This window comes from Fulvivirga ligni (assembly GCF_021389935.1).
Taxonomy (GTDB): domain Bacteria; phylum Bacteroidota; class Bacteroidia; order Cytophagales; family Cyclobacteriaceae; genus Fulvivirga; species Fulvivirga ligni.
In genome coordinates this window covers 484,522-504,377 of the sequence record NZ_CP089979.1, presented here as the reverse complement: position 1 = coordinate 504,377, position 19,856 = coordinate 484,522, and the positions used below count along the sequence as shown (strand labels likewise).

Genomic DNA, 19,856 nt, shown 5'->3' with positions numbered 1-19,856 from the left:
CCTTAAGACAATGAGTAGAAAAAAAGGCGGATTTGCGGAACTGTTATATAAAACAATAATGCCAAAAATATATGGTATTGGTGCAGCCGTAGTTATTGTAGGTGCTTTGTTCAAGATTTTACATTTAAAAGGTGCCGATGCTATGTTGATGATCGGTCTTACCACTGAAGCCGTTATATTCTTTTTAAGTGCATTTGAACCCCCTCATGCAGAGCCAGATTGGTCAAAAGTTTATCCTGAGCTTGCGGAAGACTTTGAAGGACCTACTGTAGCTCCAAGAGTTTCTAACAAGCAGGTTGCTGCTGGACCTTCGGCTTCACAGCAATTAGACCAAATGATGGATAAAGCCAAAATCGGTCCTGAGCTTATCGATTCTTTAGGCAAAGGAATGAGAAGTATGGCTGATTCTGCATCTAAAATGTCTAACCTGGCTGATGCAGCTGTTGCAACTAACGATTATGCGAAAAATGTTAAAACAGCATCTCAGTCATTATCTGAAATGAATAAATCTTATGCTACAACAGCTCAGGCAATGACTGCCATGGCTGATGCTACTAAAGATTCTAAAGAATACCATACTCAAGTACAAAACGTTACTAAGAACTTAAGTGCTCTTAACGCTGTATATGAGATGGAGCTTAAAGATGCTGATAGTCACGTGAAAGCTATGAACAAGTTCTATACTAACATGGCTGGTGCGTTAGAAGGAATGACTAAAGCTGGTGAAAAAACTAAAACTTTTGCCAACGAATTAGATAAGCTTACTACGAACCTTACTTCATTGAATTCAGTGTATGGTAACATGCTTACTGCAATGAGAGGTGGAAGCCCTAAACAAGGTTAATAGGGATACCCGAAGAAATTATTTATGATTTATTCATTAAAAGTATTAATCTAATATGGCTGGCGGAAAAGAAACCCCAAGACAGAGGATGATCGGCATGATGTACCTGGTGTTAACAGCATTGTTAGCATTGAACGTAAGTAGTGCCGTTCTCGAAAAGTTTGTGTTTATAGATGAGACCTTAAAGGAATCTGGAGCTCAGATTTCTGAAAAGAATGGTAAAACATTAACTGCTATCACTGGAGAAGTTAAGAAAAAAGGTGATAGGGGAAATGATGTTGTAGTTCTGAATAAGGCCAAGAAGGTACGTGAAATGACTCAAGAAACTTTAACCTATATGGATGGTCTAAGAGACCGAATGGTTGAAGAAACTGGAGGTAGAGACGAAGAAGGTAACTTAGTTGGTACTAAGGACACTGAAGGCGTAGGTAACGTTATGATCAGAAATGGTGAAGGTGATAAGCTTCAAAAGATGCTTAATGATTATGCTAAGCAATTAAGCACGATGACTGGAGATAAATTTGAGCCTTTAGCCAAAGATGCTAAAGATATTCCTATAGCCGCGAGTGATCCTAATCAAGCAAAGAAAGCTTTTGCGGAGTACTACTTTGCTGAAACTCCTACGGCTGCGGGTATGGCAACGATTAGCCAACTTGAAACAGAATTGTTAGGTTATGAAGCTAGAGCTTTGGAAGATTTAGCAGAGCAAGTTGGTGCAAAGGATATCGAATTTGATAAAGTGGTTCCATTGATTAGACCTACTTCAAATATTGTAGCATCTGGTGCTGATTTCGAAGCAGACTTATTTATTACTGCAGCAGCTTCAGGTATGAATCCTTCGTTTAAGTATAATGGTAAAGAAGTGCCATCTGAAACTAATGAAAACGGTATCAAATACGGAAAGATTAAATTCCCTGCTAAGGCATCTAGTTATGATCCAAAGACTTTAATGTCGGAGCAGAAATTTAAAGCTGAAATTAGCTTGAACGACAGTACTTATGAAATTAATCATACGTACTATGTGGTGAAACCAGTTATTCAGGTAAGATCAGCAGCGTTACAAGCTCTTTATATGAACTGTGGAAATGAGTTAGATATACAGGTTCCGGCATTAGGAACCAGCTATAATCCTAGCTTTAGTTCAAGTGAAGCTTCTGTTGTAAAAGGAAGCAGAACAGGTTTGGTTACTGTAATTCCTAAAGGAAGAAGCAAAGTTAAATTAACTGTTAGTAACTCAGGCAATGTTTTAGGTACTGAAACGTTTGATGTTAAAAAGGTTCCACCTCCAACAATCGAGATTACTTCTAGAAACAGACCAGTTGATTTCGAAAACGGTGTTAGCGCAGCTGCTTTAACTACTGTGAAAGTTGGTGCTGAAGCTGAGGAGAACTTCGCAAGAGAAGTGCCGAATGATGCACGTTATAGAGTAAGAAAAGTGAGTGTTAAATTAGCTCGTTCTGGAAGACAAATTAAAGCTGAAGATTTCACTTCTGAGAATATAGATTTAAGAGCTTGGAGAAGCCTTTTTAGAGCTGGTGATAACTTGATTATAAAAATAGAAGACGTTAGCAGAAGAACATACCAAGGTGGAAATGAGAAGGTAAAACCTGCTAACACCATCTACAGTATTCCAATTAAATAACGAATTAGACAGGTTGTGAACATGTTAAATTTTAAGAAATACATTTTAATTGTCTTGATAGGGTTGTTGGCTGTACCCGCATTCGCTCAGTTAAGTGAGCTAGAGCAATACAATCCCAACTCTATTGAACCAATAGCTAGGTACGAACATTTGTTCAAGAGAAGGGTTTGGAGAACAATTGATTTACAAGAGAAACAAAATAAAGGATTCTTTGCTCGTGGTGGCGAGATCACAGGTTTTATTTTGGATGCTATTAAATCAGGCGAGTTGGTTGATCTTTATACAAATGATTCTCTTACCAGCAAAATGGGCAAGGATGAGTTCATGCAAAGACTTGTTTACCAACCTGGTTTAGAAATAGCTCCGTGGGAAGCTGGAGTTGAATATTACGAAGGAGACCAAGTGAAGTATAATGGGAAAGTTTACTCTGCTATATTTGATGAGGTGACTTCGATTCCGTCAGATTCACCGGATGATTGGGAAGAAACTCCCGGCGTAGGTGATGCTATTCTTTTCTTGCCTCGTCAGATTACCATTATGAGATTAATGGAGGATATGATTTTTGACAAGAGAAGATCAAGACTATACTACAAGCCACAGAGTATTCAATTAATCATTCCAGGATCTTACACTCTGGATGGTGTTGAATTACCACTAGTTGTTTTGAAATACAAAGACTTACATAAGTTATTTAAAGATCACCCTGAAAGTGCTATCTGGATTAACAGATACAATAGTGCTGAGAATAAGAATTTTGCTGATGCTTTTGAGCTAAGAGAATTCAGATCTACATTATTCAAATTTGAAAATCCTGATGACGATCCAATCGTTGATATGTACAAAAACAGAATGGAAGCTGTTATGGCATCGGAATGGTGGGAAATGGAACTTATGGAAAAAGAACATAACCTTTGGGAATACTAATAGGTTAACATATCAAGCAAGAAAGGCTCAGTTTACTGAGCCTTTTTTTGTTTAAAGTAATTATATACTGTTTGGGCTTTTTGTGTACCTACCACATCAATGAGTTCTTCTAAGGTTGCTGATCTTACTTTTGTGGTGGACTTGAAAGTAAGAAGCAGTTTGTCTGTAGTGTTTTTGCCAATGCCTGGAATGCTTTCAAGTTCTGTGTTAAATGTTGCACTGCTCCTTTTATTTCTATGAAAGGTAATGGCGAATCTATGTGCTTCATCTCGTATTCTTTGAAGAAGCAATAGTGACGGGGACTTTTTGCTTATATGAACCGGTATGCTGTCTTCGGGATAATAGATTTCTTCTAGTCTTTTGGCAATTCCGACAATAGGTATCTTCCCATATAGATCCAGACCTTTAAGAGCATCACATGCGCTGCTTAATTGGCCTTTACCTCCATCGATTACTATAAGTTGTGGAAGTGGTGCGTTTTCATTCAAAAGCCGCTGATATCTTCTGTGAACTATCTCATTCATTGATGCGAAGTCATCTGGGCCAACTACTGTTTTAATGTTGAAATGCCTATAGTCTTTCTTTGATGGTTTCCCATCTTTGAAACACACCATTGAAGCCACAGGGTTTGTGCCTTGTAAGTTACTGTTATCAAAACATTCAATATGCTCTGGTATCTCCGTGAGTTTCAAGTCCATTTTCATCTGGACTAATACTTCGTTCTTCTTTTTCTTCCCTGAGTAAGTGAGCTTTTCTTTTTTGTACTCTAGAGCATTTTTTAGTGATAAGTCTAGCAGTTTTTTCTTATCACCAATTTTAGGCACGGTGTTTATTATTCCTTCTCCCAGATCTAGCTCCTCGTTAGAAATAACTTCTTTATGATTACTACTGTGCTGATCTCTTAACTCAACCGCAACAAGCCTAAGAACCTCATCATTGGTTTCATCTAGTTTCTTTTTGATCTCTACGGTTTTAGCAAGAGTGATTGCACCATTATTCACTTGCATATAATTCACAAAGGCCGTTTGTTTTTCGGTAACAATTGTGAAAACATCTAGCTCTGATAATTTTGGATTAACTACGGTAGACTTAATCTGGAATTTTTCCAGGAGGCCTAATTTATCCTTAAATAATTGAGCGTTTTCAAATTCGAGTTTTGAAGCAGCAACGGACATATTATCTTTAAAATAGGTCTTTACTACGCCAAGATTACCTTTTAGTATATGTCTGGCTTGTTCTATTTCCTGATTATAATCCTCTTCAGATTGAAAGTTTTCACAAGGTCCTTTGCAATTGCCAATATGATATTCCAGACAAACCTTGAACTTATTCTGATTAATGTTTTTTGGTGTCAGGTTAAGCTTGCAGGTTCTGATGGTGTAAAGCTTTCTAATAAGCTCTAACACATTTTTCATGGCAACTACGCTAGAAAACGGGCCAAAATATTCACCGAAAGTGGGATCGAATTTTCTTGTGGAAATGATGCGAGGAAACCTTTCATTAATTATACAGATGTACGGAAAGGTTTTATCATCCTTTAAAAGGATGTTGTATTTAGGTTGATTCTCCTTGATCAGGTTGTTCTCCAGAAGAAGTGCATCAAGTTCGGTATTGGCTATGGTATAGGCAATGGCTACAATCTCTGATATGAGTTTGCGCGTTTTTCTATTTAGTTGATGCGATTTGGTGAAATAGCTGCCAACTCGTTTTCTTAAACTTTTGGCCTTTCCAACATAAATTAATTTATCTTCTTTATTATAAAATTTGTATACTCCCGGTTCATTAGGGAGCATACTTCGTTGATCAACCGTTAATTTTGGTATTTGCATCCACTAATTAAAATCATCATCTTTCCACATGTCATCCTCTCTTATTTCCTCTACTGCTGTTGAGTCAGAAGGGTTAGTTTGATTGTATCTACTACAATCAAGGTTAACGTCAATGCCACCAGGAGGTCTTTCGAATGGTCCTTTTTTCACGTCAAGGGTTTCGTCTTCATAAACCTTCAGCATGTATTTCTCCCAAATAGGACGAGCAGTTTTTGCCCCTTGACCATAATACCAGTTTCTAAAGTGAATACTTCTTTCATCACCACCTACCCAAACTCCAGTTACAAGGTCATTGGTCACGCCCATGTACCAACCGTCTGATGCATTATTTGTAGTTCCTGTTTTACCGCCAACTTCGTTATTGATTTTTAACTCACGATTGATCCCCACAGAGGTTCCGTCCCGCTCTTCAACACCGCCGCGAAGCATATATATCATTTTGTAGGCTGTCTGCTGACTGATGGCTTGTCGCGTCTTAGGTACAAAGTTTTCGATCACGTTACCATTTTTGTCTTCAATTTTTGTAATGAAGTAAGGTTCTGTATAGATGCCTTTATTGGCGTATGTGCTGTATGCACCTACAAGCTCAAAGACTGTGACATCACTTACACCAAGACATAATGAAGGAACAGCATCGAGTTTACTGGTTATACCCACTCTATGAGCAAAATCAACTACGTTCTTAGGGCCAACCACTTTCATCATGTGAGAAGTGATCGTGTTGATCGATCGGGCCATTCCTTGTCGAATAGTCATTTTTTCACCGGTTCCATATGTTCCATCAGCATTAGGGGTAGTCCAGGTGCCTCCTTCTGGTAAATCAAAAGTCACCATTACATCTGGCACCTCATAACATGGAGGATATCCTTGCTCTATTGCTGTACCGTAAACAAATGGTTTGAAGGTAGAGCCAGGCTGTCTCTTACCTTGCTGCACGTGATCATACTTAAAGTATTTATGATCTATTCCTCCTACCCAGGCCTTTATATGCCCGGTATGAGGATTCATTGACATCATACCAGTATTTAAAAATCTTTCATAGTAGTTCACAGAATCAAGTGAACTCATTACTGTATCGATTTCTCCCTGCCAGCTGAACACTGTCATTTTTTTCTTCAGATTCATGGCAATATTTAAGCTGTCTGAATCTTTACCATAACGCTTTACAAGTTGGTCATAGTAAGGAGATTTTCTTTTGAATGTCTTTTCTACGAAGTTTGGAATTTCACCCTGGCTATTAACCCACGGGTTTCTTCCCTTCCAGTGATCATCAAATAGTTTCTGCAGTTCACTCATGTGCTCAGATACTGCTTGTTCGGCATATTTCTGCATCCGACTATCAAGGGTAGTATAAATTTTCAGACCATCTTCGTATAAGTCATAATTATTTTCCTTACACCATTTCAAAAGATAAGGTCTAATGACTTTACGGAAGTAGGGGGCTATCCCCGTATTTTGATTGGCTACATTATAATTTTCTGTATTAATGGGTTTCTCTCTCAGAGTATCTAATTCTATTTTTGAAATATGACCGTGACGATATATCTTACCTAATACCTGATTCCGTTTACTCAGAGAGTTGTCATAATTGTAAATGGGGCTAAAAGCGTAAGTTCCCTGAAGCAAACCTACTAGTACTGCCGATTCTGAATAAGTTAGCTCACTAGGCTGTTTGGAAAAGAAGGTTTCAGCGGCTGCTTTTATACCAAAAGATAAACTACCGAATGACACAGTATTAAAATACATGGCCATAATTTCCTCTTTGGTAAAGTTTCGCTCCAACTGTACCGCAATAATCCACTCTTTTGTTTTGATAATGATTTCTCTCAAACCACCTACTTTGTAGAGAGATCCTTCATTTTCAGTCATAGTATTAAAAAGGTTCTCAGCGAGCTGCATGGTTATGGTACTACCACCACCAGCGTAGTTTAATGTTAATTTTCCAACTACGGCTCTCATTAATCCAGTAAGATCAATGCCGGGGTGCTTATAAAATCTATGGTCTTCTGAGGATAACAATGTGTTGACCAATGCCGGGGATAGCTGATCAAATGTTACCTGGCTTCTGTTGTATCTAGAGTATCTTCCTAAAGAAACTTCATCCGCTGATAGTAGATCTGAAGAAAGATCGTTTTCAGGGTTTTCCATAGCCCTAATACTTGGCATGCCGCCATATAGCCCCATAAAATCATTACTAACTGTAATAATGTAGGTAGGAACAATCACTACCATTATGAAAAAGAAAACCCACAAGGAGATAATGGCTATTTTAAATCCCTTTGTTTTTTTGCTGGATTTCTCATTGGCCTTTTTTAAAAAGCTTTTAAAGTCCATTGGTATAATATTTATTAAAAAACCCTAGATAGGCATCTAAGTCTTTACTCTGATAAAAAATGTTGAAATTGTCCTTAGTAATTACAAATTTATAGAATTTTGAGTTCTTACTATCTTCGAATATAACCTTGTTCTTAATAAACTGGTTATAATATTTTTGAGCGTCTACTTTTCCAGTGAACCCGGCTACCATAACCATATCATACCTATCATCTAAAATTAGATTGCTGGTTTTTAATTCTGACTCGGTGTACTGATTATCATTATAGGCTTCAACCTGGCTAGAAAGCTCATCAGCTAAACCTTTGCCTGATTCATAGACAAAAATGAAATAGTGCTCCTGTTCGAAATATTCTACATACTTAGTGCCTAATAGGCGCTGCTGTTTCTTTTGGAAATTTTTTGAAGCATCTAATAATTCTTGTGCATAAGGAGTAATGTCGCTATCTGGGTTTTTCTTTATGAATTCTGATAACTGATATTGATACAGATTGATGTTCTCTGTTTTCCCTACGATAAGAATTTTTAGGAGTCTTAATCTTGGGGTAAATACGGTTTCTGGAAACTTATTCAAAGCTGAATCAATCATGTTGTTGGAGGCGGCATAATCGCCTTCTCTGAATAATGCATAAGCATCTTTATACACAATCTTAAGCTGTTCATTTGCGGCGGTGCTTTCCTCCGTGTAATTCGGGTTAGCAATGAGCTTAGCATATGTTGTATTAGGATACTTTGTGAGCAGCTCATTTTTATACTTTTCAGTATCTGTGCCTAGTTCTTTACCAATGAGATACATTTGATAAAGTACCTCGGGCTCATTCGTGGATTCTGGGAATCGGGTTAAAAGCTTATCAAATGTTTCTGAAGCATTTTTCAGCTCTTCTAAATTGAAATAATAAATGTTTCCTAATTTGTAATAAGCTTCTTCAATTTTACCTAAAGCCATGCCTTTTGCTTCTTCGGAAAAAGGAATTTGAGAATACATCTGTGCGGCTCGATTTTCAGCTGGAGCATCTTGAACCAAACCCTCTTCAGGTACGCCATCTACAATGTCTACATTGGTGGCTACATCTGAAGGTGCATCTTGAGGTACTGCACCACTTTGTACTGAGCTAAGCCTCCAATTATCTTCCAGAGCTCTATCACCCCAAATGCGCTGAAATTCAGTTTGCCCCATAGCTACAGCCGATGGATTACCAAAATACCAGCTAGTGGCTCCAATACCACTGTCGCTATTCCTGAGGTCAAATTGTCTTCTCTTCTGGGCTTGTTCTTGCCTTTTTTCCTCTTTCTTTTTCTTCTCTGCTTCTTGTGCTAGATAGTCATCAATCCTATTCATGATAGAGACGGAATCTAATGATGCTAACTCCAAAAGACTATCTTGAAGTTGGATGGTATTAATTTGAGTGACAAAATCAGCAAGCACTTCTTGTCTTTGCTTAATTTTTTCATAGTTCTCAAAATCCGTAGGTAAGGCTTTTACGGCGCTGTCATAGTATAGCTTGGCAAGCTCGTACTGGGCCAAACTATCATACTCAATTTGCCCAATTCGCAAGTATGATTGGCCTTTTTGGCGGTTATTGTCAGTGCTTGATGCCACAGATGACTTCAAATAATCTAGGGCTCCATCAATATTTCCTTGTCTGAGCTCAAACTCAGCCATTTCATAGTAGATTTTGTCTTTAAATTCTTTATTCTTTCTGTCAGATAGTAGTTTTTTGAAATGCTTTCGGGCGGCACGAAGATCACTTGATTTGCCGAGTTCAGTAACCTGAGCCATATATAGGCGAGCGTAAAAATCTAGCTCATACTCTGGATTACTAGCTATACACTTTTTATAGTAGTTATAGGCTTCAGAATCAAAGCCAAGATCTTGATAGATTTGGCCAATTATGAAATAAATACGGCCTTTGCCATCTGATTTTTTTAGTAAAGGGGCTGCTTTTACTAAGTTCCTGACCATATTATCCAAGTCGCCTTGTACCTGGTAATAATGAGCTTGGTTAAGATATAAAACCTTCGCGCTCTCCTTATTTATCTTTTCCTTTTTTAAATAATCAGATACTGCTATGGCGTTATTATATTCTTCATAATCAGTAAAAGTACGGTGTAAGTGAGCTAAGGCCAGGTGTCTGGTATTATCGTCTTCACTTTTAGTATTTACATATTTAAATGTTTCAATAGCATTTACGTAATCCAGACTGTAGAAACGAGCAAGGCCTATAAGCACATAGCTATCATCTACCCATTTGCTATTTTTATGTCTCTGCACCACCAGGGATGACTTCTTGATACAATCTTCAATCTGTTCTTTATAGGAGTCTGCTAATACCGAATCTATCTCCGGGTAAATCTTTAACACCCTATTATAGTCATTGTCATAAGTGCCCCTAACAATGTCTTTTACTTCACGAATGTCATTTTTGGCATAGAAATATGCGTTATAGCGGGCAGTGGTATTATGATAAGTTTTGCTGATTACATTATTTCTCTCAGCAGAACAGCCTGCTAAAAAAGAAAGTAAAGTAATACATGCAAAAAATGGGATCTTAGGATGTAGCAAAGTCGTTTAAGTTGTTTTTAAAGTTAGTGCGAATCTAAGTTATACAAAAATGATAATTTAAATCGTTTTGATTTGTACAACCATGAAATTTTGATTAACTCACCAGAGAACGTAAAAAATATGATAATTAATACAATAATAGTTTATAATATCTATTTTTGTTGCCCAAATTTTTAATACACAGCAATTTGAAGGCAAGAAAGACACTTTCTAGTTGGTTGGTTAATCGTTATCTTTTAATTATTAGAAACGAGGAGAACTTTGCTGAAAAGTCAACCTTCAGTTTTACCTATGCAAAGGTAATACTGTTGGCTGTGACAGTATTTATTATCCTAATGTTTTTAAGCCTGTTATTGGTGAAAACATTACTGGCTCAGTGGTTTGATCCACGTCATGCTCAGATTGAAGCTAATAAACGGTTTTATGAACTTACTACCAAGGTAGATTCTCTATCATTAGAAGTAGAAGAGAAGGACAGGTTTATAAAAAACTTCCAAAGAGTACTGAGCGGAGATACGGCTAATATCAATCAGGAATATTCTCAGGCTAATGTTGAGGCCGGTAATATAATAAATGAGAATATTGACGTTACAAAATTATCTCCAGTAGATTCACAATTTCGACAGGAGTTTGAGAGAACAGATATGTCTCTGCTAAACTTTGCCTCTGGCAATTATAATGAACTGCAGGAAATATTCTTTTTCTCACCTTTATCCGGTTTTGTTTCTTCTCCGTATAACGTAAAAGAAGGACACTACGGAGTGGATATAGTGGCAAAGAAAAACGAGCCGGTGAAGAGCATCGCTGATGGCACAGTGATCATGTCTTCCTGGACTCAAGATTCAGGCTATGTCATTGCTATTCAGCATAGAGGGAACCTGATTTCGGTTTATAAACACAATGCCGAACTTTTGAAAAAAGTTGGTAATTTTGTAAACGCCGGAGAAATTATTGCTATCATTGGCAATACGGGTGAGCTTACCGATGGGCCGCACCTGCATTTTGAATTATGGAATAATGGTAACTCTGTGAATCCAGAGGAATTTGTAACCTTTTAAAACCCTAAAGAACATGTTTGCTTCTAAAGAAGATCATAAAACAGCAGAACAAATAAGTAACTCCAGTAATATAATCGGTAAAGGTACCGTGCTTCAGGGTAGTGTAGAGACATTTGGTAATATAAGGATAGAGGGGAAAGTGATCGGAAATGTGAAGACCAAGTCTAAGGTTGCATTAGGTCAGTCCTCTTTTGTAGAAGGAAATATCCTGGCTCAAAACGCTGAAGTTGAAGGAGAACTTAACGGAAATATAGAAACCACCGAAGTACTTATACTAAAGCCTACTGCTGTAGTTAACGGAGACATTCTTACTAATAAATTAATAGTAGAAACCGGAGCGGTATTTAACGGAGGCTGTAAAATGGGGGTGGCAGCTAAAGAAATCAAAATAGAGGCGGCTAACGGCCAAACAAAATCCTTGAAACAGGAAGGTGCCAAAGCAGTATAACCCATATATAAAATATTCGGGCCTGGCCATTCAGATGGCTGTTACCATTTATTTAGGTAACTTATTAGGCGAATATATTGATAACAAAACTGGCAATGAGAATGGATTGTATGAAAATATAATCACACTCATTGCAGTTATTCTTTCTACCGGTCTTATAATCAGACAAGTAATAAAAGATAATTCATAGTCCAACCATGCTTAAACGGTTTCTACTGTTTCTGATACTAGCTCTTATACTGAGTTACGGCACCTATGCCCTTCACACTTACTTATTATCCTCATATGGAGCGGAGGTAGGTCTCTCCATCTCTGGAATTTATATCTTTCATACCATAGCCATGCTAGTGGTTTGCTTGCTAATAGAAGCTATGAACTCAATTATGCCAAGCCAGGCAGGTTATGCTTATCTGGCTTCCATATTTATAAAAATAGGACTGTTCGTGCTTATTTTTCATCCAGTAATTTTCACAGAAGAGGGCATGAATATGGCGGAGAAACTGTCAGTGGTGTTGCCGATGATGATCTTTATAATAATTGAGGCTATATACTGTGGCAGGCTGTTAAATTCCCAGCAAATTAAAAGTTGATTGTAATTTTCTGGAAAACAATTTAAAAAAAGAAGGTGATCTTTTCTGGAAATTCTTAGCTTTGCGCCAAATTTATAACGGATTCCTTTTCAGTAGCGTGATGATCAAAAAAACTACCAACTTTCTTACATTACTTGTAATGTTATTTGCTTCCAGCTTTGCTTTTGGTTCAAATAATGAAGAAGCTGGCCATTCTACCGAGTCTGGTGGAGCCGTGGATACCAAGGAAGAAATTACCGAGTATATCCACCACCACTTAAGAGATTCTCATGATTTTACCTTTTTCACCATAGGTGAAACAGGTCAGCATATAGGCTTTCCACTCCCGGTAATATTATGGGATGATGGACTACACGTATTTATGTCTTCAAAGTTTCATCATGAAACTACAGTAGCAGAGTCTAACGGGAATTATTACGTTGTACATCACGGTAAAATTTATAAAACTGATGCGGAAGGTCACCTTAACTACGACGAGGCGCACCATCCAACAAATAAAACTCCTTTAGATCTTTCTATTACTAAGAACGTAACTGGGATGATCTTGGCTGGTATTTTATTAATCTGGTTATTCGGAGCATTAGCTAAAAATTACAAATCAAAATCTATCCCTACAGGTGTTGGCCGTTTCTTAGAGCCGTTGGTTATCTATGTAAGAGATGAAATGGCAAGACCAAATATTGGTGATAAGCATTACGAGAAGTTTATGCCTTACTTGTTAACTGCTTTCTTCTATATCTGGATTCTTAACCTAATGGGACTTACTCCACTTGGTTTTAACGTAACAGGTAACATAGCAATCACTGTTTGTTTAGCTGCACTTACATTTATTATAGTGCAGATTAACGGTAACAAAGAATATTGGAAGCACATATTCTGGATGCCGGGTGTGCCTGTGTTAATGAAGTTTATCCTCATGCCGATTGAGATAATTGGTATGTTTACGAAGCCTTTTGCGCTTTTGATACGTTTGTTCGCAAACATTACAGCTGGTCACTTTGTGGTAATGAGCTTAATTGCTTTATCTATTACTATGAAGGCTGCTTTTGGTCCGGTAGTAGCTACAGGAATGTCATTCTTCCTTGCGCTATTCATTTCTATCATAGAAATACTAGTGGCGTTCTTGCAGGCATATATCTTTACTATGCTTTCTGCGCTATTTATTGGTATGGCTGTGGCAGATCATGACCATCATTAATAGTTAGAATTTTTGTTTAATTATATAAATATACACACATGTACAATTTAATTGGAGCAGGATTAATCGTAATCGGTGGTGGAATTGGACTTGGTCAAATTGGTGGTAAAGCAATGGAAAGTATTGCTCGTCAGCCAGAAGCAGCCGGTAAAATTCAAACTGCTATGATTATCATTGGAGCATTATTAGAAGGATTAGGTTTTGGTGCCTTGATCCTAGGAGCTTAATAATGTATTGACATTAAGGTACACCTTGTTGCGATAGGCGCAAGGTGTGCTTTTTCTTAAGAATTAAACACTGAATTTATATATAAAAAGTAATGGAGCAGCTGATTAATGACTTTTCTCCCGGTTTGTTTATAATGCAAACCATCATTTTCCTGGTATTATTGTTCATCATGGCCAAGTTTGCCTGGAGACCAATTATACAATCTTTGAAAATAAGAGAGGAATCTATCCAAGATGCCTTAGATTCTGCAGAGCGTGCTAAAGAAGAAATGGCTCGTTTACAAGCGGATAATGCTAAATTATTAGATGAGGCAAGACAAGAAAGAGATCAGATCCTTAAAGATGCGAGACAAGTAGCTAACTCATTAAAAGAGCAGGCTTCTGCTGATGCTGAGAAGCAATCTCAAAAAATGCTTGAAGATGCTCGTCAGGCTATTAACACTGAAAAGCAAGCAGCTTTAGCTGAAGTGAAAAATCAAGTAGCTCAGCTTTCATTGCAGATTTCTGAGAAAATCATCAGAAAAGAGCTTAGTGACGAAAAGGCACAGAAAGAGTTAATTGAAGAGTTTGTTAAAGACGCAAAGCTGAACTAATTAAAAGATGACTGAATACAGAGCCGCTTCTCGATACGCCAAATCCTTGTTAGAATTAGCAAAGGAAAAGGACGTGTTGGATCAGGTACATGCCGACATGCAATCTTTTAATACTATCTGCGAAGAAAATCGTGATTTCGTTTTATTACTGAAAAATCCGGTAGTTAAAAACGATAAAAAGAGAGCTATTCTTGAGAAAATATTCTCTGGAAAGGTAAATGATCTAACACTAGCTATATTCGATATTATCTCTAGAAAGAAACGTGAGGCTTTATTGCCTGCTATCGCTAAGGAGTTTCATACTCAGTACAACATCTTTAAAAGTGTTGAGGTAGCTCAGGTAACTACAGCAGTAGCGTTAACTCCTGATTTAAGAGCTAAGATGGAGGAGATGGTAAAGAAAATTTCTACCAAGAAAACTGTTCATCTTGAAGAGAAAGTTGATAAAGATATAATTGGAGGTTATATCCTTAAGGTAGGAGATCAGCAGATAGATGATTCTATCAGAACAAAATTGAAATCATTAGAACATAAGTTCAGTCAAAATCCATATATCAAAGAATTCTAAATTATAATATACAATGGCAGACGTAAGACCAGACGAAGTTTCAGCAATACTTAGAGAGCAACTATCCGGAGCCAAAACCGAAGCCGAATTAGAGGAAGTAGGTACGGTACTAGAGGTAGGTGATGGTGTAGCCCGTATTTACGGTTTATCTAAAGCTCAATCAGGTGAGCTTCTTGAATTCGAAAACGGCCTAAAAGCACTTGTTCTTAACTTAGAAGAAGACAACGTAGGTGCTGTAATCTTTGGTGAATCAAAAGGTATCAAAGAAGGCGATACTGTAAAAAGAACAGGGCGCATTGCATCAGTTAACGTAGGTGAAGGTGTAGTAGGTAGAGTTGTAGATACTCTAGGTAATCCTATTGACGGTAAAGGACCTATTGAAGGAGAGACTTTCGAAATGCCATTGGAAAGAAAAGCTCCAGGTGTAATTTACAGACAACCTGTGGCAGAGCCACTTCAAACAGGTATCAAAGCTATTGACTCTATGATTCCTATTGGACGTGGTCAAAGAGAGCTTATCATTGGTGATAGACAAACCGGTAAAACTGCCGTGGCTATTGATACTATCATTAACCAAAAAGAATTTTATGAAAGAGGAGAAGCTGTATTTTGTATCTACGTTGCTGTAGGTCAGAAAGCTTCTACTGTTGCTGGTGTGGTAGCTGCCCTTGAAAAAGCTGGTGCTATGGACTACACTGTAGTGGTTTCCGCTTCTGCTGCTGATCCTGCTCCTATGCAGTTCTTTGCTCCATTTACTGGTGCTGCTATAGGTGAGTACTTCAGAGATACAGGAAGACCTGCTTTAGTAATCTATGATGATTTATCTAAGCAAGCTGTAGCTTATCGTGAGGTTTCTCTACTTCTTAGAAGACCTCCAGGTCGTGAGGCTTATCCTGGTGATGTATTCTATCTTCACTCAAGATTATTAGAAAGAGCAGCTAAGATCTCTCAAAACGATGCTATTGCTCAAGGTATGAATGATTTACCTGAGTCTTTACAAGGCAAAGTTAAAGGTGGTGGATCTCTTACAGCTCTTCCAATTATAGAAACACAAGCGGGTGACGTTTCTGCTTATATTCCAACTAACGTTATTTCGATTACTGACGGACAGATTTTCCTTGAAACTAACTTATTTAACTCTGGTATCAGACCAGCGATTAACGTAGGTATTTCAGTATCAAGGGTAGGAGGTTCTGCTCAGATTAAATCAATGAAGAAAGTATCTGGTACGTTGAAGCTAGATCAGGCTCAGTTTCGTGAACTTGAAGCATTTGCTAAGTTTGGTTCTGATCTTGATGCTGCTACTAAGCTTACTATTGAAAGAGGTAGAAGAAACCTTGAAATACTTAAGCAAGCACAGTACTCTCCAGTACCAGTAGAAGAGCAGGTAGCTATTATCTTCGTTTCTACTAAAGGTATGATGGATAAAGTGCCAGTAAACAAAGTGAAAGAATTTGAAACTAACTTCCTTGATATTTTAAGAACTAAGCACAGAGATGCGCTAGATTCTTTAAAAGCTGGTAAGTTAGAAGATAACGTTACAGCCACTTTGGCTCAAGTAGCTACAGATTTAGCTAAAGAATACGATAAGTAATTATTTTCAAGGTTTAACCTCAAGTAATCTAATTCGATAGATGGCGAATTTAAAAGAAGTAAAAGCGAGAATTCAATCTGTAACCTCTACTCAGCAGATCACAAAGGCCATGAAAATGGTGGCGGCTGCTAAGTTGAGAAGAGCACAGGATAACATTACACAAATGCGTCCTTATGCTCACAAACTTTCAGGAATATTGAAGAATCTGTCTTCTATAACTGACGGTGAAAACTATTCAGGTAAATTCTCTGAGGTAAGAGCTGAGCAAAATATTTTACTGATCGTAATTACATCAGATAAAGGATTATGTGGTGCGTTTAACAGTTCTATTTTTAAAGCTACTAACAAACGTATTGCAGAAGCTTATAAATCACAGTTTGATGCTGGTAAGGTTTCAATTTTACCTATCGGAAAAAAAGCTTTTGAATATTTTACCAAAAGAAATTATAATGTAATTGGTGATTTCTGGGATATGTTTACTCCAGTGTCTTTCGAGAAAACTGCTGAGGCTGCCCAGTTTGCCATGGATAATTTCGTAGAAGGTAATTATGATAAGGTAGAGATTATATACAACGAGTTTAAAAACGTAGCTACTCAAATTTTAAATGTGGAGCAGTTTTTACCAGTAGTGGCTAACGAGGAAACAGAGAAGGCTGACTATGGCGTTGATTATATCTTTGAACCGTCAAGAGATGAGATAGTAAAGGAATTGATTCCTAAATCTTTAAAAATTCAATTATTTAAGGCTGTTCTGGAGTCAAATGCATCAGAGCATGGTGCTAGAATGACAGCTATGGATCAGGCTACTGATAATGCCGGAGAACTTTTGAAGGAGCTAAAGCTTACTTACAACAGAACTCGTCAGGCAGCTATTACTACAGAGATTCTGGAGATTGTAGCTGGGGCCGAGGCTTTAGGGTCTTAAATAAAAAGAAATATATAATTAACTTTAAAAGGCAAACCATACGGTTTGCCTTTTTTTGTGAATAAGGTATATGGGAAGGCTATACAAATATTTCAACATCTTGAGTTTAGACGTGGCTTTGGGAGCCACCATTTGCTCATGGTTTGTAGCCTGGTTTCTGAAGGTGGAGCTTCCATTGCCTGTATCCTTAATTCTCGGCCTTACCGTATGGCTTATATATTCATTTGATCATCTACTGGATGCCAGGCAGGTACAAAAACCAGCCTCGTCTGAGCGACATAGATTTCATCAGAGGTATTTTAAAAGTATCAGTTATATATCTGTAATTGTGCTAATGATTATTGCTGCCCTCATTTTTATTTTACCCATTAAAACAGTGGTATGGGGGGCTAGCATCGGAGCCTTAGTGTTGGCCTATTTTATTCTACTTCATTTTATCAAGGTCCAATTTCGGTATCAGAAGGAAATGTTGATTGCCTTTTTATACGCGGCAGGAATAATGGTGGGCCCATTGAGCATCTACGAAGAGATTTTTAATTGGAACATACTTATTATTTATACTCAGTTTGTAATGCTGGCTCTCTCAAATCTTTTTATTTTTTCTGTTTTTGAAAATGAAGGGGATGAGCAAGACGGATTTCCTTCGATAGCCAGAAACTACAAACCTCAAAGTATTAAATTATTCTTAAAGTATTTTCTAGCTGTTCAGTTGGCTTTGGCTATTATCCTATCCTTTGACATGGCATTTAGCTGGTTCCAATACACTGTAATGGTTATGCTTCTGGCTTTGGTAGCGATAGTTTGGCTTGATTCTATATTCAAAGTTAAAAATGGCTATCGCTGGCTGGGTGATGCTATTTTCCTCTTTCCATTGTTTACGTTGTACCTTCAGGATGGCTGGAAATTTTAATCTTGTAGCTCCCATTTATGATCGATTGGCTCATTTAGTTTTTGGTTCAAAGTTAGATCAGGCACAATGCACCTATCTGGATCAAATTCCTGAAAATAGCCACGTACTTATCCTTGGAGGCGGGAGTGGTTATATTTTGGAGGCTTTAGGATATTTAAATAGAAAGATGACCGTAACCTATTTAGATACTTCATCTGAAATGATTCGATTGGCCAAAGCCAGGAAGACCTTTGATCAGCTTTTCATAAGCTTTCAGGTTGCCGGCATTGAAGCAATTCCTCATAATTCAGAATATGATGTAATCTTAACCAATTTCTATCTCGACTTATTTGATGAAGCCAGCCTGAAAAAGGTAATTCAAAAATTATATCATCACCTTAAAGCGAAAGGTTGCTGGATAGTAACAGACTTCTACAAAACCAATCGCCTGAGTCACAAGCTTTTAATTCTTACGATGATCTGGTTCTTTCGTATTACCAGTGGTATTGGAACTAAGGAATTATTGCCATTCGAGCAATACTTGAATCAATGCGGCCTTTCGAAAATGAATGAGACAACGATTAAGAATGGAATGCTCAAAAGCCAGCTCTTCACAAAAGTCCTTTAATACTTTTCTGATGGGTTTTTGACTTTGTTCTCTAATCTGACTTTACACTCTTGAATCCGCTTTAGTTTGGTTTCTTCTCGTTTGGCAGAAGAAATCCAGACAGCATATTCTTTCCTGTTGGTGTAGGATAGTGAGTCATAAAAACTTTTAATGGGCGCGTCACCATCTAATAATTGCTGTAGTTCCATCGGTATATGTATGGCTGGCCTTTCATCTTTTTTTGAAACAGATAGGTTTAGTGTTTCTCCTTCTTTAGCTTTTTTCAAGATGCTGTCATCAATCATTAGAGATGGTTGATCATTAATCCGGCTTAAAGTACCTTCCCCTTTCAGTTTCTGAACGGTATACTTTATAACGATATCTTTCTCGGGAGCTCCCAGATTATTAAAAATTTGGTCGGGTACTTCTACAAAGAACAAATCACCAGATCTTTTTAATTCTGCTTCGAATATCTGAGTCTTAGTATTTTTAGATGGTGTCACTTCGCTCACAGGTCTGAATCTCAAGGCCGACCATTGGCTATCGAGGCTAATGAGTGATACAGGCCTTAGCCCTTTTGCTGTCAAACTCTCCCACCCGTTATCACGAGAAAAGTCAGTCTTTATTTTTGAGCTTTTCTTCGGATAGGCGATCCATAATATAGGGTCATTTTTCAATGATTTATCAATAGCGGTAATGATGCTTTTTAGCTGTTTGGAATCTTGAGTAAACACCAAAAGGTTATCGTAATATTCATTAATTACTTTTTCATCATAGTTCCTTTCTAAAGAGAAATCTGAGGGTGAGTTAAGTATAACTGCAGGTCCTGACTTGAATTTAAGTTTTGCATCTATTCCCATGGCATATTCGGTCTAACTAATTAGAGAAACTACTGTTAATAATAATTAGACAATGATAAACTGAAATTTTAAAAATTTAACATACATTTAATAAAACCCATTTAGTCATTGATACTAATCGATAATTGATTAAATTGCGGAGTTTGTTAACATCTAAATTTAC

19 protein-coding genes are annotated in these 19,856 nt (G+C 37.4%); 15 read left to right on the top strand and 4 right to left on the bottom strand.

What is annotated here, in order from left to right; all coding sequences use genetic code 11:
- The first annotated feature begins 10 nt into the window (after positions 1 to 10).
- The 3 genes from porL to porN are packed head-to-tail and all read left to right on the top strand — an operon-like array spanning position 11 to position 3,410.
- The gene (porL, locus tag LVD16_RS02205; RefSeq protein WP_233771950.1) at positions 11 to 844 is read left to right on the top strand and encodes a type IX secretion system motor protein PorL/GldL; all 834 of its coding nucleotides are present in this window, start codon (positions 11 to 13) and stop codon (positions 842 to 844) included.
- A 55-nt stretch (positions 845 to 899) separates the two neighbouring features.
- Entirely contained in the window at positions 900 to 2,486 is a 1,587-nt protein-coding gene (gene porM / locus LVD16_RS02200; RefSeq protein ID WP_233771949.1) for a type IX secretion system motor protein PorM/GldM, read from the top strand.
- Positions 2,487 to 2,507: 21 nt separating this feature from the next.
- Entirely contained in the window at positions 2,508 to 3,410 is a 903-nt protein-coding gene (gene porN / locus LVD16_RS02195) for a type IX secretion system ring subunit PorN/GldN (protein WP_233771948.1), read from the top strand.
- Between the two features lie 32 nt (positions 3,411 to 3,442).
- Here the strand turns inward: porN and uvrC are convergent, their stop codons facing one another.
- The 3 genes from uvrC to porW are packed head-to-tail and all read right to left on the bottom strand — an operon-like array spanning position 3,443 to position 10,136.
- The gene (gene uvrC / locus LVD16_RS02190) at positions 3,443 to 5,239 is read right to left on the bottom strand and encodes an excinuclease ABC subunit UvrC (RefSeq protein WP_233771947.1); all 1,797 of its coding nucleotides are present in this window, start codon (positions 5,237 to 5,239) and stop codon (positions 3,443 to 3,445) included.
- 3 nt (positions 5,240 to 5,242) lie between these two features.
- Positions 5,243 to 7,573, bottom strand: coding sequence for a transglycosylase domain-containing protein (locus tag LVD16_RS02185; protein ID WP_233771946.1), 2,331 nt, complete (start codon positions 7,571 to 7,573; stop codon positions 5,243 to 5,245).
- Complete coding sequence (gene porW, locus LVD16_RS02180; protein WP_233771945.1) at positions 7,563 to 10,136, bottom strand: type IX secretion system periplasmic lipoprotein PorW/SprE; 2,574 nt, start codon at positions 10,134 to 10,136, stop codon at positions 7,563 to 7,565. Before porW ends, LVD16_RS02185 begins: the two co-directional genes overlap by 11 nt.
- 356 nt (positions 10,137 to 10,492) lie before the next feature.
- On the opposite strand from porW, the gene LVD16_RS02175 reads away from it, so the two are divergent.
- The 12 genes from LVD16_RS02175 (at position 10,493) to LVD16_RS02125 (ending at position 18,854) form a co-directional block, all read left to right on the top strand.
- Positions 10,493 to 11,194, top strand: a complete 702-nt coding sequence (locus LVD16_RS02175; RefSeq protein WP_233771944.1) for a M23 family metallopeptidase — start codon at positions 10,493 to 10,495, stop codon at positions 11,192 to 11,194.
- A gap of 13 nt (positions 11,195 to 11,207) precedes the next feature.
- The gene (locus LVD16_RS02170) at positions 11,208 to 11,642 is read left to right on the top strand and encodes a bactofilin family protein (RefSeq protein ID WP_233771943.1); all 435 of its coding nucleotides are present in this window, start codon (positions 11,208 to 11,210) and stop codon (positions 11,640 to 11,642) included.
- Positions 11,626 to 11,832, top strand: coding sequence for an AtpZ/AtpI family protein (locus LVD16_RS27845; protein ID WP_370687634.1), 207 nt, complete (start codon positions 11,626 to 11,628; stop codon positions 11,830 to 11,832). The genes LVD16_RS02170 and LVD16_RS27845 overlap by 17 nt, the downstream gene beginning before the upstream one ends.
- 7 nt (positions 11,833 to 11,839) lie before the next feature.
- Positions 11,840 to 12,232, top strand: coding sequence for a DUF6168 family protein (locus tag LVD16_RS02165; RefSeq protein WP_233771942.1), 393 nt, complete (start codon positions 11,840 to 11,842; stop codon positions 12,230 to 12,232).
- A gap of 100 nt (positions 12,233 to 12,332) precedes the next feature.
- Entirely contained in the window at positions 12,333 to 13,430 is a 1,098-nt protein-coding gene (gene atpB, locus LVD16_RS02160) for a F0F1 ATP synthase subunit A (protein ID WP_233771941.1), read from the top strand.
- A gap of 38 nt (positions 13,431 to 13,468) precedes the next feature.
- On the top strand, positions 13,469 to 13,657 hold the full coding sequence (gene atpE, locus LVD16_RS02155; RefSeq protein WP_202245536.1) for an ATP synthase F0 subunit C: 189 nt from the start codon (positions 13,469 to 13,471) through the stop codon (positions 13,655 to 13,657).
- A gap of 92 nt (positions 13,658 to 13,749) precedes the next feature.
- Entirely contained in the window at positions 13,750 to 14,250 is a 501-nt protein-coding gene (locus LVD16_RS02150; protein ID WP_233771940.1) for a F0F1 ATP synthase subunit B, read from the top strand.
- Positions 14,251 to 14,257: 7 nt separating this feature from the next.
- Positions 14,258 to 14,818: an ATP synthase F1 subunit delta gene (gene atpH / locus LVD16_RS02145; protein ID WP_233771939.1), complete on the top strand. Its 561-nt coding sequence runs from the start codon at positions 14,258 to 14,260 to the stop codon at positions 14,816 to 14,818.
- Positions 14,819 to 14,831: 13 nt separating this feature from the next.
- Positions 14,832 to 16,412: a F0F1 ATP synthase subunit alpha gene (gene atpA, locus LVD16_RS02140; RefSeq protein WP_233771938.1), complete on the top strand. Its 1,581-nt coding sequence runs from the start codon at positions 14,832 to 14,834 to the stop codon at positions 16,410 to 16,412.
- Between the two features lie 40 nt (positions 16,413 to 16,452).
- Complete coding sequence (gene atpG / locus LVD16_RS02135) at positions 16,453 to 17,337, top strand: ATP synthase F1 subunit gamma (protein ID WP_233771937.1); 885 nt, start codon at positions 16,453 to 16,455, stop codon at positions 17,335 to 17,337.
- A 70-nt stretch (positions 17,338 to 17,407) separates the two neighbouring features.
- Positions 17,408 to 18,247: a UbiA prenyltransferase family protein gene (locus LVD16_RS02130; protein ID WP_233771936.1), complete on the top strand. Its 840-nt coding sequence runs from the start codon at positions 17,408 to 17,410 to the stop codon at positions 18,245 to 18,247.
- The gene (locus LVD16_RS02125) at positions 18,231 to 18,854 is read left to right on the top strand and encodes a class I SAM-dependent methyltransferase (RefSeq protein WP_233771935.1); all 624 of its coding nucleotides are present in this window, start codon (positions 18,231 to 18,233) and stop codon (positions 18,852 to 18,854) included. The genes LVD16_RS02130 and LVD16_RS02125 overlap by 17 nt, the downstream gene beginning before the upstream one ends.
- Here the strand turns inward: LVD16_RS02125 and LVD16_RS02120 are convergent.
- Positions 18,851 to 19,693 carry a YdeI/OmpD-associated family protein gene (locus LVD16_RS02120; RefSeq protein WP_233771934.1) on the bottom strand — a complete coding sequence of 281 codons (843 nt, stop codon included), beginning with the start codon at positions 19,691 to 19,693 and terminating at the stop codon, positions 18,851 to 18,853. The genes LVD16_RS02125 and LVD16_RS02120 overlap by 4 nt on opposite strands.
- Positions 19,694 to 19,856: the final 163 nt, after the last annotated feature.